This is a genomic window from Nocardioides panacisoli (assembly GCF_039537325.1).
GTDB lineage: Bacteria > Actinomycetota > Actinomycetes > Propionibacteriales > Nocardioidaceae > Nocardioides > Nocardioides panacisoli.
Map to the genome: position 1 here is coordinate 32,460 of NZ_BAABAH010000018.1, position 12,764 is coordinate 45,223.

At 71.7% G+C, this 12,764-nt stretch carries 14 protein-coding genes; 5 read left to right on the forward strand and 9 right to left on the reverse strand.

From position 1 onward, the window contains the following. The first annotated feature begins 76 nt into the window (after nucleotides 1-76). Both ABD709_RS18945 and ABD709_RS18950 read left to right on the forward strand, forming a co-directional pair. On the forward strand, nucleotides 77-847 hold the full coding sequence (locus ABD709_RS18945; RefSeq protein ID WP_344778377.1) for an IclR family transcriptional regulator: 771 nt from the start codon (nucleotides 77-79) through the stop codon (nucleotides 845-847). 79 nt (nucleotides 848-926) lie between these two features. After that, the gene (locus ABD709_RS18950; RefSeq protein ID WP_344778379.1) at nucleotides 927-2,294 is read left to right on the forward strand and encodes an MFS transporter; all 1,368 of its coding nucleotides are present in this window, start codon (nucleotides 927-929) and stop codon (nucleotides 2,292-2,294) included. Here the strand turns inward: ABD709_RS18950 and ABD709_RS18955 are convergent. From ABD709_RS18955 to ABD709_RS18965, 3 genes are all read right to left on the reverse strand, one after another. Then, nucleotides 2,254-3,627: a wax ester/triacylglycerol synthase family O-acyltransferase gene (locus ABD709_RS18955; protein ID WP_344778381.1), complete on the reverse strand. Its 1,374-nt coding sequence runs from the start codon at nucleotides 3,625-3,627 to the stop codon at nucleotides 2,254-2,256. The two genes, ABD709_RS18950 and ABD709_RS18955, sit on opposite strands and share 41 nt — an antisense overlap. Continuing rightward, a complete protein-coding gene (locus ABD709_RS18960; RefSeq protein WP_344778383.1) occupies nucleotides 3,624-5,006 on the reverse strand; it encodes a WS/DGAT/MGAT family O-acyltransferase in 1,383 nt (460 codons plus the stop codon). Before ABD709_RS18960 ends, ABD709_RS18955 begins: the two co-directional genes overlap by 4 nt. Before the next feature lie 93 nt (nucleotides 5,007-5,099). Then, entirely contained in the window at nucleotides 5,100-5,579 is a 480-nt protein-coding gene (locus ABD709_RS18965; protein WP_344778385.1) for a DUF2505 domain-containing protein, read from the reverse strand. A 57-nt stretch (nucleotides 5,580-5,636) separates the two neighbouring features. Here ABD709_RS18965 and ABD709_RS18970 point away from each other — a divergent pair, with 57 nt between their 5' ends. Further along, nucleotides 5,637-6,245, forward strand: a complete 609-nt coding sequence (locus ABD709_RS18970; RefSeq protein WP_344778387.1) for a TMEM175 family protein — start codon at nucleotides 5,637-5,639, stop codon at nucleotides 6,243-6,245. 2 nt (nucleotides 6,246-6,247) lie between these two features. Here ABD709_RS18970 and ABD709_RS18975 read toward each other — a convergent pair whose 3' ends face one another. Then, nucleotides 6,248-6,688: a nuclear transport factor 2 family protein gene (locus ABD709_RS18975; RefSeq protein ID WP_344778389.1), complete on the reverse strand. Its 441-nt coding sequence runs from the start codon at nucleotides 6,686-6,688 to the stop codon at nucleotides 6,248-6,250. A 92-nt stretch (nucleotides 6,689-6,780) separates the two neighbouring features. On the opposite strand from ABD709_RS18975, the gene ABD709_RS18980 reads away from it, so the two are divergent. After that, nucleotides 6,781-6,909, forward strand: a complete 129-nt coding sequence (locus ABD709_RS18980) for a hypothetical protein (protein WP_344778391.1) — start codon at nucleotides 6,781-6,783, stop codon at nucleotides 6,907-6,909. Here ABD709_RS18980 and ABD709_RS18985 read toward each other — a convergent pair. Genes ABD709_RS18985 through ABD709_RS18995 form a run of 3 tightly spaced genes read right to left on the reverse strand, consistent with a single transcriptional unit; the run spans nucleotide 6,891 to nucleotide 8,426 of the window. Next, nucleotides 6,891-7,355 carry a GNAT family N-acetyltransferase gene (locus ABD709_RS18985; RefSeq protein WP_344778393.1) on the reverse strand — a complete coding sequence of 155 codons (465 nt, stop codon included), beginning with the start codon at nucleotides 7,353-7,355 and terminating at the stop codon, nucleotides 6,891-6,893. The genes ABD709_RS18980 and ABD709_RS18985 overlap by 19 nt on opposite strands. A gap of 47 nt (nucleotides 7,356-7,402) precedes the next feature. After that, on the reverse strand, nucleotides 7,403-7,762 hold the full coding sequence (locus ABD709_RS18990; RefSeq protein ID WP_344778395.1) for an MmcQ/YjbR family DNA-binding protein: 360 nt from the start codon (nucleotides 7,760-7,762) through the stop codon (nucleotides 7,403-7,405). Nucleotides 7,763-7,775: 13 nt separating this feature from the next. Further along, on the reverse strand, nucleotides 7,776-8,426 hold the full coding sequence (locus ABD709_RS18995) for a VOC family protein (RefSeq protein WP_344778397.1): 651 nt from the start codon (nucleotides 8,424-8,426) through the stop codon (nucleotides 7,776-7,778). A 103-nt stretch (nucleotides 8,427-8,529) separates the two neighbouring features. Between ABD709_RS18995 and ABD709_RS19000 the strand changes: the two genes are divergently transcribed. Then, nucleotides 8,530-9,501 carry an aldo/keto reductase gene (locus ABD709_RS19000; protein ID WP_344778399.1) on the forward strand — a complete coding sequence of 324 codons (972 nt, stop codon included), beginning with the start codon at nucleotides 8,530-8,532 and terminating at the stop codon, nucleotides 9,499-9,501. Between the two features lie 9 nt (nucleotides 9,502-9,510). Here ABD709_RS19000 and ABD709_RS19005 read toward each other — a convergent pair whose 3' ends face one another. Then, nucleotides 9,511-10,311, reverse strand: a complete 801-nt coding sequence (locus ABD709_RS19005; RefSeq protein WP_344778401.1) for a GNAT family N-acetyltransferase — start codon at nucleotides 10,309-10,311, stop codon at nucleotides 9,511-9,513. Nucleotides 10,312-10,322: 11 nt separating this feature from the next. After that, complete coding sequence (dnaB, locus tag ABD709_RS19010; RefSeq protein ID WP_344778478.1) at nucleotides 10,323-12,746, reverse strand: replicative DNA helicase; 2,424 nt, start codon at nucleotides 12,744-12,746, stop codon at nucleotides 10,323-10,325. Nucleotides 12,747-12,764 lie beyond the last annotated feature (18 nt).

Genomic DNA, 12,764 nt, shown 5'->3' on the forward strand with positions numbered 1-12,764 from the left:
TTCCTCCTCGACTTCCGTATGCCGGATAGTATTGTTCTTATCACGGAAGAAGCAACGAGTCCCCGAGGAGGCGTCGATGACCGAGGCCAGCACCGCTGCCGCCCGTCGCGGCACCGGAGGCGTGCAGTCGATCGAGCGCGCGTTCGGCCTGCTGGAGACGCTCGCCGACGCCGGCGGGACGCTCGGCCTCTCCCAGCTGGCCCAGGAGTCGGGCCTGCCGCTGCCGACGATCCACCGCCTGCTGCGGACGCTGGTCGACCTGGGCTACCTCCGCCAGGAGGCGTCGCGGCAGTACGTCCTCGGCCCTCGGCTGATCCGGCTCGGTGAGGCGTCCTCGCACATGCTCAGCGTCTGGGCACGACCCCACCTGTCCCGGCTGGTCGACGAGCTCGGTGAGTCCGCGAACCTGGCGATGCTCGACGGAGACGAGATCGTGTACGTCGCCCAGGCGCAGTCGCGCCAGTCGATGCGGATGTTCACCGAGGTCGGGCGCCGGGTGCTGCCGCACTGCACCGCGGTCGGCAAGGCGATCATGGCCGGGATGCCGGCAGCCGACGTCCGCGAGATCCTCAAGCGCACCGGGATGCCGCACCACACCGACACGACGATCACCGACCCGGACGTGTTCGCGAGCGAGCTGGCGACCGCCGCCGAGCGCGGCTACGCGGTCGACGAGGGCGAGCAGGAGGCGGGCGTGCGGTGCGTCGCCGTCGTCGTGCCGGACGCACCGGCCAGGCTGGCCATCTCCGTCTCCGGGCCGGCCGGCCGGATGACCGACACGCTGGTCGACCGCGCCGTGCCGCTCCTCCTCGAGGCCGGACGGGCCCTCTCCGCCGACCTGCGCTGAGCCGCGCGCCCGGCGGGACGCGGTGTCGGCACCGCGTGCCAGCCTGGACCAGGTGCCGGGCGCGAACCAGCGGACCCCCGTGCCGGCCACGTCTCGGTGGCTGGTGCTGCTCGTCATGTGCACGGGCTACTTCCTGGTGCTGCTCGACGTCACGGTCGTCAACGTCGCGCTCCCGCAGCTCGGCGACCGGCTCGGCACCGGGGTCGCCGGGTTGCAGTGGGTGGTCGACGGCTACGCCGTGCCGCTTGCGGCGCTGCTGCTGGTCGGCGGCAGCCTGGGCGACGTCGTCGGGCACAAGCGCGTCGTGCTCGGCGGTCTCGTCCTGTTCGGCCTCGCCTCACTGGCGTGCGGGCTGGCGCCGACGACGGGCGTCCTCGTCGCGGCCCGGGTGCTGCAGGGCGTCGGGGCGGCGCTGCTGCTGCCGGGGACGCTGGCGATCATCGCCGACACCTTCCCCGATCGCCGCGAGCAGGCGAGGGCGATCGGCATCTGGGCGTCGGTGGGCAGCGCCGCCCTGCCGGCCGGCCCGCTGCTGGGCGGGGCGCTGGTCGAGGGCCTGGGCTGGCGCGCGGTCTTCCTCGTGAACGCGCCGATCGTGCTCGTGGCAGCGGTGCTCGCCGTCCGGGTGGTTCGCGACCGGCCACCGTCCGGCACGACGGACCGCGGTCCGGACTGGCCGGGCAGCGCGACGGCGGTGGTCGCTCTCGGCGCGCTCGTGCTGGGCATCGTCGAGCTCGGCCACCGCTCGACCGGCTTCGGCCTGGTCGCCCTGGCCGCTGCCGCGGTGGCCGTGGGTGGGTTCCTCCTGGTCGAGCACCGCAGCCCGCACCCGATGCTGCCGCTCGACCTTCTCCTGCGACGGCAGTTCGTCGCAGCGAACGCCGTTGCCGGGGCGATGAACCTCGGCACGCTCGGCACCCTGTTCCTGATCACGCTCTACCTGCAGACGGTGCAGCAGCGCAGCCCGCTCGGGGCGGGGGTCGCGCTGCTGCCGCTGTTCCTTCCCCTCACGGTGCTGGCGCCGTACGCAGGTCGGCTGGCGTCGCGCCGCGGGCCGCGGCTACCGATGGTGCTCGGGCTCCTCGTCGGCGCAGTCGGCGTCGCCCTTCTGCTGACCGCGTCGGTGCGGTCGGCGTACCCCGTGCTGCTGCCGGCGCTGCTGGCCTGGGGCGTCGGCCTGGGCCTCCTCACGCCGGCGGTCGTGGCCGCGGCGATCGCCGCCGTCGGGCCGGAGCGGTCCGGGCTCGCCTCGGGCGCGAACAACACCGCACGTCAGGCGGGTGGCGCGCTCGGGATCGCGATCTACGGCGCGGTAGCCGGGCCGCCCGACTCCGCGGGCTCGTTCGTGGCCGGGATGCACGCGATGGCGACGACGACGGCGGTCCTGTGGCTGGCAGCCGCCGGCGTCACGCTCGGTTGCGTCGGGCGCGGGGAGCGGGACCGGTGACCTCCTCCGCGGCTGTCGCCGCCAGGAGCCCGAGCTCGTCGACGGTCTCCTCGAGCAACCGGCGCGGGTTCTCGACCTGGAGCGGGTCGACCACGAGGCCGATGAAGACCGAGCCGGCGTAGCTGAAGATGGACAGGCCCAGACCGATCGATCCCGACATCGGTACCCAGCCGATCGTGCCGCGCAGGGTGTGCCCGCCCAGGGTGACAGGTCCTCGGGGCCCGGCGACGTTCGTCATCACGCCGCCCGCCTTGGCGGCGAAGACCCCGACCACGAGGCGCTCGATCGCGTACGGCGCCCGGCCGACCGCGTCGAGGATCCCGAAGGACACCACCGCGTCCCCGGAGCTCTTGATCCGGCCCATCCGGCGGGACATCTCCTCCAGTCGCTCGCGAGGTGTGGACCTGCTCAGCGGCAGGCTCAGGTAGACCAGCCCGAACCGGTTGCCCAGCGTCGCGGGCAGCGGCTCGTCGAGCGGATGCAGGTTGAACGGCACCACCACACGTACGTCGCGCGGGCGTGCGTCGGCACGCTCCCGCTCCGCCCGCAGGGCACCGGACACCGCAGCGAGCAGGACGTCGTTCACGGTGGTGCCCGTGGTGTGGGCGATCCGCTTCACGCGCGCGAGCGGGATCGGGTCCGACCAGACGACCTCCTTCTCCCGCCCGGTGCGACGAGCGAGGAACGCACGGTCGGGAGGCAGGGCCGTCAGCCTCGCCATCGCCTCGGTGTCCGACGCTCCCTCGGCTGCGAGGTCGAAGAGGTGCCCGGGGTGCCGCGCGATGTCGACGACCTCGTGGGTGACCATCGCCGCCGCTCCGGCCAGCAGCCCGTGGTGCCTGGACCGATCCTCAGGTGCGACGCCCACGTACTCGTCGCCGTCGTCGGTCAGCGAGAGCAGCACCCGGGTCAGCGCGATGCCGTCGGCGATGCAGTGGTGCATCCGGAAGAAGAGAGCGGTGCCGCCCCGGTAGCGGTCGACCACGTAGAGCTCCCACAGCGGGCGAGCGCGGTCGAGCGGCTCGGTCAGGTACGACCTGACGAGGGCCTCGAGCTCACGGCGCCCCTGCGGGGCCGGGAGCTTGACCTGGTGCAGGTGCCGTGCGAGGTCGAAGTCGGGGTCGTCCTCCCACCACCACGTACCGCGCGCGTGGGTGACGCGCTGCCGGAAGCGTGGGAACCGTGCCACCAGGCGGTCGGCCAGCACGTCGCGCAGCTCCGCCAGCGGGATCACGTCCTCGAACCACAGCACGCTGTTGACGACCATGAGGTTCGTCGGTGAGTCCATCCGCAGCCAGGCGGCGTCGGCCGGGCGCATGCGCTCGCGTGTCATCGGACACCTCCTGCCACGCGCGCGGCGATGACGAGCTCGGCGAAGGCGTTGAGGAGCCCGTCCCGCAGGACGTCGATGTCCGGGGTGGACCCCTCGTCGGCGGTGATGCCGAAGTAGAGGCTCTCTCCGTAGGACGTCACGGCGAAGCCGGTGCGCAGGCGATCGGCGATCGGCACGTAGGGGTACGTCGCGACCATCGGCCGCCCGGCCAGGTGCAGCTGCTCCCTGGGGCCGGGGACGTTGGTCGTCACGGTCGTGAGGAACTGCTGCGGCACGCGGAAGACGAGTCGGAGCCCGGCCATGAGCGCGGGCGGTGGCAGCCCGTCGCCGAGCGCGGTCATCAGCTCGCCGGCCTCGGCCTCGTGGGTGTGCTTGAGCCGGCGCATCCGCTCCGCGACCGCCTCCAGGCAGCGCACCGGATCGGGCTCGTCGACCGGGAGGTCGAGGAGGATCGCCGACACCCGGTTGTCCATCGCGCCGTGCTGGTCGGGTCGGCGTACGGAGACGGGCACCAGCGTGCGCACCAGGTGCGCCGTCGGCTCCTCGCCCCGGACCACCAGCAGCTCGCGCAGGGCCCTGGTCTCCGCGGCGACGACGACGTCGTTCACCGTGCACCCGTACGCCGCCCTGATGGCGAGCGCGTCGGCCAAGGGGACCTCGGCCCAGCGATAGCCCCGGCTGGCACCGATCGGGCCCAGGATCGAGGACCGGCCCACCGGGCGCAGCGCGGCCAGGTAGCGCAGGACGCCCGTCGACGTCCGCGCCTGCCCGGCGAGCTTGCGCGGGTGCCGGACGGCGCCGAGGACGGCTCCGGTGAGGGCCGCGGCGTCCTCGCGTACTGCCCGCGCGACGAGCGCCCGGGCGCTCGGCAGACGTCCGGGGGCGACCGTCGCGGGTGTGTCCGTGCCCGGGGCCGGGTCGGCGCCGAACAGCCTGGTCAGCAGGTCGGTGCCCGCGATGCCGTCGACCACGCTGTGATGGACCTTGCTGACGAGGGCCCAGCGGCCGTGCTCCAGCCCCTCCACCACCCAGTCCTCCCACAGCGGGTGGTCGTGGTCCAGCGGTTCGGACATGATCCACCCGACGTGCTCCGCGAGCTCACGATCCCCGCCCGGTCGGGGCAGCGCCGAGCGGCGCAGGTGGAGCTCGATGTCGAAGGCCGGGTCCTCGCGCCAGACCGGGCGCCCGAGGTTGCCCGGCACGCGCAGCATCCGCTGTCGGTAGCGCGGCACCCGGTCGAGCTTCCTCGCGATCTCGGCCCGTACGGCGTCGAACGCCGGGACCGGTCCCTCGAAGATGCCGACGCTGCCGATGTGCAACGCCGCGTTGCGGTCCTCGATCTGGAGGAACGCGGCGTCCAGCGCACTCATTGTCTCCATGCCGGCCCACCTCCCTACTGCCATCCTTCGCAGGAAAGGGCGCGGACGGGCAGGGCCCTAGGTCCCCGGAACCAGTGGCAGGACGCCCTGACCTCAGCCCCGGTCGGCGAGCCAGCGGACGCCGACCGCGTGCTCCTTCTCGAGGCCCTCGGCCGTGAGGTCGCAGACGAGCTTCTCCAGCTTGCCGCCGACCAGCGGCACGCCGGCCTTCACGTCGAGGTCGTAGGTCAGGACGCTCCCCGCGGCACTGGCGGTGACCGTCGCCGAGCCGCTGATCGAGATCGGCTTGCCGGGGCTGTCCACGACGTAGCCCGCCTCCTCGCCGCGCCAGGTCTGGCGCACGATCGCCTGGGTGCTCTCGCCGACGAACCTCTTGGCGAACGACGGGACGCCGACGACGTCCTGCTGCTGGTCGGTCACGACCTCCACCACGTCACCGATCCTGTCGACGGTGGTCCTGCTCTCGCGGGCGCCGGTCGCGGCGGCCACCTGGTCCCAGAACGCGGGGTCCTGGAGCATCGCCAGGACGGTCGGCACGGGGGCGGCGTACGCCAGCTCACGGGTCAGGTTCATGCGGGGATTCTCGCGTGTCGGGCGCTGGGATCAAGCCTGCGGCGCGAGGCTGGCGTCGTGGCGGGCTACAACACGCTGTCGGGACGGGACCTCGAGCGCATCCGGGTGCTCGCCGACGGCGTCTTCGCCGTGGCGATGACCCTGCTCGTGCTGGACCTGCGACTGCCGGCCGGCGAGGTCGCGGACAGCGGGGCACTCCGGGACCAGCTGGGCGAGCTCGGACCGGAGATCGCCGCCTACGCGCTCTCGTTCACGATGCTCGGCACGTTCTGGCTGGCAGTGCACGCCGTCCTCGACCAGGCGCGCGGCTCCGATCGCACGCTCGCGTGGTCGGTGCTGACCTTCTTGTTCTTCGTCACCACCCTCCCGTTCTCGGCGTCCGTGCTCGCCGACCACGCCCACCTGCGGCTCGCGGTGGCGCTCTACTGGGCCAACCTGGCGATGCTCGGCGCTGGCCTGGCCTGGCAGCTCTGGCACGTGTCCCGCGCCGGCCTGGCCGAGGAGGGCGAGGCGCTGGTCCTCGTACGGCGACGGCTGGTGCTCGCGCAGGCGCTGTACGCCGCTGCCGCCCTGCTCGCCCTGCTGTCCCCTGTCGCGGCCATCGCCGGCCTGGCACTGGTCCAGCTCTTCTTCATGGTGTCGCCACGGCTGCCGTGGCGCACCTGAGGTCACCCCTTCAGGTGCTGCGAGAGGTCCCCGACCTGGTCCATGAAGATCGTCCGCGACGCGAAGCACCATGCGGCGTCGACGACGTGGAACGTGTCGTGGTACCGCCCGGTCACGATCGGCTGGAGCGGCAGGCCGGGGGTCGCCTGGAGCACGCAGTAGCTGGAGCGGCAGGTTGCCGTGCCCGCGTCCTCGTCGACCTCGATGATCGCGTTCGTGGTGAGGTGCTTCGTCCTCGGAGTGCCGTCGTCGTGGAGCCGGGTGGTCGCCTCGTACAGCGCCCGCACGGCCCGGACGCCCTGGAACCGGGTCGACGGCGGACCGTCGGGGACGCCGTGGATCGTGGCGTGCTCGAAGAGCGCGGCCACCCCGTCGAAGTCGCCGCGGTCGATGCGCTCGGCGTAGGTGTAGATGAGGTTCTCGATCACGCGGCTGGCGTCCACCGAGCGAGCATAAGGAGGCGTGGCAGTAAATCGACGGAGGTCAGCATCCCTGCCACTGTTGGCAGGAATGGATCTGCCGAAGAATTGCTGCCATGACTCTCGTGATGCTGATCGTCGCCATGACCGTGCTCACCGGCCTCGGCTGGGCCGGAGCCGCGCTCTACGAGTACCTCGAGCGGGGTGTCCCGAGCGGCCCGGGCGCTCACCACTCCTTGAAGTAGAACAGCGAGGACACCGGGGCACCCGGCTCCCGGTCGGTGTACCCGTGCCGCTCGTAGAACCGGCGGGCGTCGATGTCCTCGCCGTCGACGTTGATCTCGAGGACCGTGCCGTCGTTGGCCGACACCCAGGCCTCCGCCGCCGCGAGCAGCTTCGTGCCGAGGCCACGGCCGCGGTGGGCCGGTGCGACGTACAGCTCGTCGAGGAGCCCGACGGGGCCGGTGTACCAGACGTTCGGGCGCAGCGTCACCAGCGCGATGCCGACCGCGGGGTCGCCGGCGAGGAAGGCCGCGACGCTGTCCCCCACCAGCAGCTCGGCCAGCCGGGCCGCGATCGCGTCCGGCCCCGGGGTCGGGGTGGCGAACTCGCGGTTGAAGGCGTCGAGGAGCTCCGCGGCCACCGGTGCCTCGGCGACCGTCGCGCGCACGACTCGTGTCCGGTCACTCATCGTCGAGCTCCGTGACCAGAGCAGCGGCCATCAGGGCGTCATCCCTCTCAACCAGGTCCGTCCGGGTGGGTCAGGTCGTAGGCACGTGCGCACTTCTGGGGGACGACCATCCGCCAGGCGTCGACGACGAGCTCGCGCGCCTCGCCGGGGTCGAGCGCGGCCAGGTCGGCGTGCACCCAGTTGAAGCGGAGGTCGGACTCCCTCGGCATCGCGAACTTGTGCGGCGCCCCGCCGACGAGTGCCGCACGCTCCTCCTTCGGGAACGCGAAGCCCATCACCGTCTCGTCGAGCGAGAAGGCGACGTACACGATCTGCTTGACGCGGAACTTCAGCCGACCGCGGACGTAGACCTCGTAGGAGCGCTCGAGCTCGCTCCCGAGCGGTCGGACGTCGTCGAGCACCGCCATCGCGCGGCCCTGCTCAGACCGGCGCCCGGAGCATGCAGAACTCGTTGCCCGACGGGTCGGCGAAGTGCCGCCACGGGAGCTCGCCCCAGTCGAAGTGCAGCTCCCGGCCGCCGCGCTCGACGATCGCCGTCGCCACCGCGTCGGCGTCCTCGCCCGGCTCGAGCCGCACGTCGAGGTGGATCCGGTTCTTGCCCTCGCCCTTGGGCGCGGCCTCGGGGCGGAGCTCGAGCAGCGGGCCCCGGTGCGAGGGATGCCGGAGGCCGACGACCGGACCCGGGTCGACGGGCTCCCAGCCGGTGAGCCACGACCAGAACCGCCGGTCGCGCTCGGGGTCGGCCGCTGCGAGGACGATCGTGGCGAGCGGGCTGTCGTCGGCGTACGCCGATCCCGCCGGCAGCTCGGTGAACGGGTTGCCGCCGGGGTCGGTCAGCTCCAGCTCGGTGTCCGCGTCGTCGACGATCTCCAGGTGCAGCCGCTGCGGCCCGGTCGGCGGCTCGGCCACCCGCTGGAAGCACAGGTCCAGCACCGGCCCGTCCGGGACGGCCAGCCGCGTCTCGTACCCGGCCTCCTCGTCGGTCAGCGGCTCGGTCCCGAGCTCGGACTCCCAGAACCGGCCCACCGCCTGCGGGTCCACGGCATCGAAGACGACGTTCTCCAGCTGCACCACGCCACCGTAGGCGAAACCACCGTCCGAGCGCCCCCGGCTTTCTTCGGGGCGCTCGCTAGGTTGGACGGCGCAACTGGACCCGAGCGGACGGCGGTGCGAGATGGACTACGTACGACTGGGCAGCACCGGCCTGGAGGTCTCGCCGATCTGCGTCGGCTGCATGTCGTGGGGCGATCCCGCGAAGGGACGACCCTGGACGCTGCAGGAGAACGAGGCGCGGCCGCTGATCCAGCAGGCGATCGAGGCCGGCGTCAACTTCTTCGACACCGCCAACGTGTACGCCGCCGGCAGCAGCGAGGAGATCACCGGCCGCGCATTGGCCGACTTCGCGCAGCGCGACAACATCGTCCTCGCCACCAAGGTGCACGGGCGGATGAGCGACGGCCCGAACGGTCAGGGCCTGTCCCGCAAGGCGATCCTGCAGGAGATCGACAACTCGCTGCGCCGGCTCGGCACCGACTACGTCGACCTCTACCAGATCCACCGCTTCGACCCGGTCACGCCGGTCGAGGAGACGATGGAGGCGCTGCACGACGTGGTGCGGGCCGGGAAGGCTCGCTACCTCGGCGCCTCGTCGATGTATGCCTGGCAGTTCTCCAAGATGCAGTACGCCGCCCTGCTCAACGGCTGGACGCCGTTCGTCAGCATGCAGAACCACTACAACCTGCTCGCGCGGGAGGAGGAGCGGGAGATGCTCCCGCTCTGCGCCGACCAGGGCATCGGCGTCATCCCGTGGAGCCCGCTCGCCCGCGGGCGGCTCACCCGTCCGTGGGACGAGAGCACCCAGCGCTCCGAGAGCGACGCCTTCGGCCAGAGCCTCTACCTCGACAGCGACCGGCAGATCGTCGAGGCGGTGCTCGACGTGGCCAAGGAGCGCGGCGTTCCCCCTGCGCAGGTCGCCTTGGCCTGGGTCAGCTCGAACCCCACGGTCACCGCCCCCATCGTCGGGATGAGCAAGCCGCAGCACCTCGACGACGCGCTCGCCTCCCTCGACATCGAGCTCACCGACGACGAGATCGAGCGGCTCGAGGCGCCGTACACCCCGCGGCTCCCGTCCGAGCTGCCCCGCTGACCTCGGCCGTCAACGGCGCCATTCGTAGGGCGTCGTCGTGGACACCTTGGAAAATCCGTAGCGCTCCAGGATCGGCCGGGAGTACTCGGTCGAATCGGAGTGGATGAGCGCCTTGCCCGCGCGGAGCGCCGACGACGCACGGGCCGCCGTCAGCGCGCGGTAGATGCCGCGGCCGCGCCACTCCTCGAGCGTCGAGCCGCCCCAGATGCCCGCGAAGTCGGTGCCCGCGACCGGTTCGAGGCGTCCGGCCGACACGACCCGCCCGTCGGCCTCGGCGACCCAGAGCTCCATCCCGTCGTCGAGCGCGAGCCGGCGGAGCAGCGCGTCCGACATCTCGGCGGCCTCGTCCTCGGAGTCGCCGAAGGCCCGCGCGCTCATCGCGCACATCGCCCGCACGTCCGCCTCCTCCTCGATCCGGCGCAGGGAGACTCCGTCCGGGAGGGGTACGTCGACCGCGAGGCGCTCGGCCTCGCCGATCATGATCGACTCCGGCTCCTCGGGGGAGAAGCCGTGATCCAGCAGCACCTGGTGCAGGCCGGGAGCGTGGTCGTGCGAGCGGGTCTTCCACTCGACGCGGGTGATCGCGGGATCCGCCTCGAAGCGGGCCACCGCCGCACCGACCAGCCGGACGATCTCGTCGGCGTCCGCGCCTCCGAGGTCGCGGTAGGTCACGAAACCCCGCCCACCGGCGAAGGTCACCAGGCGGAGCGGCCCCAGCACGACCACCGACAGCGCGCCCGGTGTCTCCGCGTCGGTCCGCAGCTGTTCGTCGTAGGCCGCGAGCAGCCGACCACGATCGTCGTCGGTCACCGGGTCGGCGCTCACTGCGCCATGTCGACGAAGCGGCTGTAGTGGCCCTGGAACGCCACGGTGATGTCCCGCGTCGCCCCGTTGCGGTGCTTGGCCACGATCAGGTCCGCCTCGCCCGGCCGGGTCGACTCCTTCTCGTAGACGTCGTCCCGGTGCAGCAGCACGACCATGTCCGCATCCTGCTCGATGGAGCCCGATTCACGAAGGTCGCTCATCATCGGCCGCTTGTCGGCGCGCGCCTCGGGGCCACGGTTGAGCTGCGACAGCGCGATGACGGGGATCTCGAGCTCCTTGGCAAGGAGCTTGATCTGCCGGGAGAACTCCGAGACCTCGAGCTGGCGGGACTCGACCTTCTTGCCCGAGGACATCAGCTGCAGGTAGTCGATGACCATCAGCTTGAGGTCGTGGCGCTGCTTGAGCCGGCGCGCCTTCGCGCGGATCTCCATCATCGTCATGTTCGGGCTGTCGTCGATGAACATCGGCGCCGACGACACCTTGGCGACGTTGCGGGCGAGACGCTCCCACTCCTCCGTCGACATCTTGCCGTTGCGGATGTGGTTGAGCGGCACCCGCGCCTCGGCCGAGAGCAGGCGCATCGTGATCTCCGAGCGCGTCATCTCCAGGCTGAAGAACACGCTCGCGAGGTTGTTGTCGATCGACGCCGACCGGCAGAGGTCGAGCGCCAGGGTCGAGTTGTGGGTCGGGATCATCGACCGGCCCGCGAGGTAGAGGTGATCGTCGTTGTCGACCTGGACGCACCGGACGGGGACGCTGTGCACGGGCCGCACGGCAGTGATGTAGCGCCGGCCGATCCGGACCGTGGTTGGCGGCCGCTCCTCCTTGTGAAGAGCCTGCTTCCGAGCAAGCCGGAAGACGTCGTCGGTGGTCGAGAAGTTCAAGATGAAGGCCGTCGAGGTCGACTCGTTGCGACCCTTGACGCGCTTCGTCGTTCGCCCGCACTTGTATCCGAGGCTGACCACGAGCTCGTAGACGTCGTCCGCCAATCGGCGGCTGGTGACCGCGAACTGGCACGAGCCCACGCCTCGCACGACCGTCCCGTCGGTGTCCATGAGGCCGGCGAGGAGCTGCCGCCGCTGCGCCTCCGAGCCGCGGAGGTAAGCGGCGGGGATGTGCTTGCTGTTGAGCACCCCGATCTTGCGGAGCAGCGCCGTCATGGTGCCGTGGTCGTCATGGCAGGCGCGGCAGTACGACCGCTTCGCGGTGGCTGGCTCACCGCAGGTGAGGCAGCGCCCACCGTGCGACGAGGGCTCGTCAGGAAGCTTGATCGAGTAGAGCAGCCCGCCCCAGGGTCGTACGTCGAAGCCCTCGGCCTCGATGAACATGGGGATCTCGTCCGTCTCGCACGTGATCCGCGCGCTGGCGCTGTGCCCGTCACCGAGCCACGCGCCGAGGACGTACGGGGGGATCGGGAGCTCGGCCTGCTGTCCCTGGAGGGCGTCCGCGTTGAGCACGGCGTGGTTGCGTCGTCCTTCTTCGCCGACGGTGAGCGTCCGCGAGATCTCCTCGGTCGTCACCACCGACGCGAACGTGTGCTGGTTGCGCGTGCGGTTGTCGTGGGTGTCGGCCGCCCACTTCGACTTTCGCGCGGCCCTCGTCTCAGTGAGCCACTGGTGCTCGGCGTCGGCGACGATCGTGGAGCCGTCGGAGAACTGGACCTCGTAGCACGGCCGGTCGACCATCACGTCGGTCGCGGCGACGACGGTCGTCGGGCGACCCTGGGCGTCGTACAGCTGGTCGCCGACCTCGACCTCGCCCATCGTGGTCCAGCCGGTCGGAGTGGGCAGCGGTGTGTCGAGGGCCAGTGCCTTCCCCATGGCGGGGCGCGCCGCGACGACGATCATCTGGCCCGCGTGCAGGCCGTTGGTGAGCTCGTCGAGGTCGGCGAAGCCGGTGGGGACGCCGTAGATGCCGGCCTCGCGGCTCTCGATCGCCTCGATCTCGTCGAGGACGGAGTCCATGATGTCGCCGAGCGGGACGTAGTCCTCGGACTTGCGGCGGTCGGTGACCGAGTAGACCTCGGCCTGGGCCTCGTCGACGATGTGGTCGACCTCGCCCTCGCCGGCGTAGCCGATCTGGACGATCTTGGTGCCGGCGTTGACCAGCCGGCGCAGGATCGCCTTCTCCCGCACGATCTCGGCGTAGAACCCGGCGTTGGCGGCGATCGGGACGTTGGCGGCGAGCGTGTGGAGGTAGGGCGCGCCGCCGACCTTCTGCAGCTCGCCCCGGCGCTGGAGCTCGCTGGCGACGGTCACCATGTCGGCGGGCTCGCCGCGGCCGTAGAGGTCGATGATCGCGTCGTGGATCGACTCGTGCGCCGGGCGGTAGTAGTCGGCCCCGCGGATCACCTCGAGGGCGTCGGCGATGGCGTCCTTGGAGATCATCATCGCGCCGAGCACGGACTGCTCGGCGGCCATGTCCTGCGGGGGCGTGCG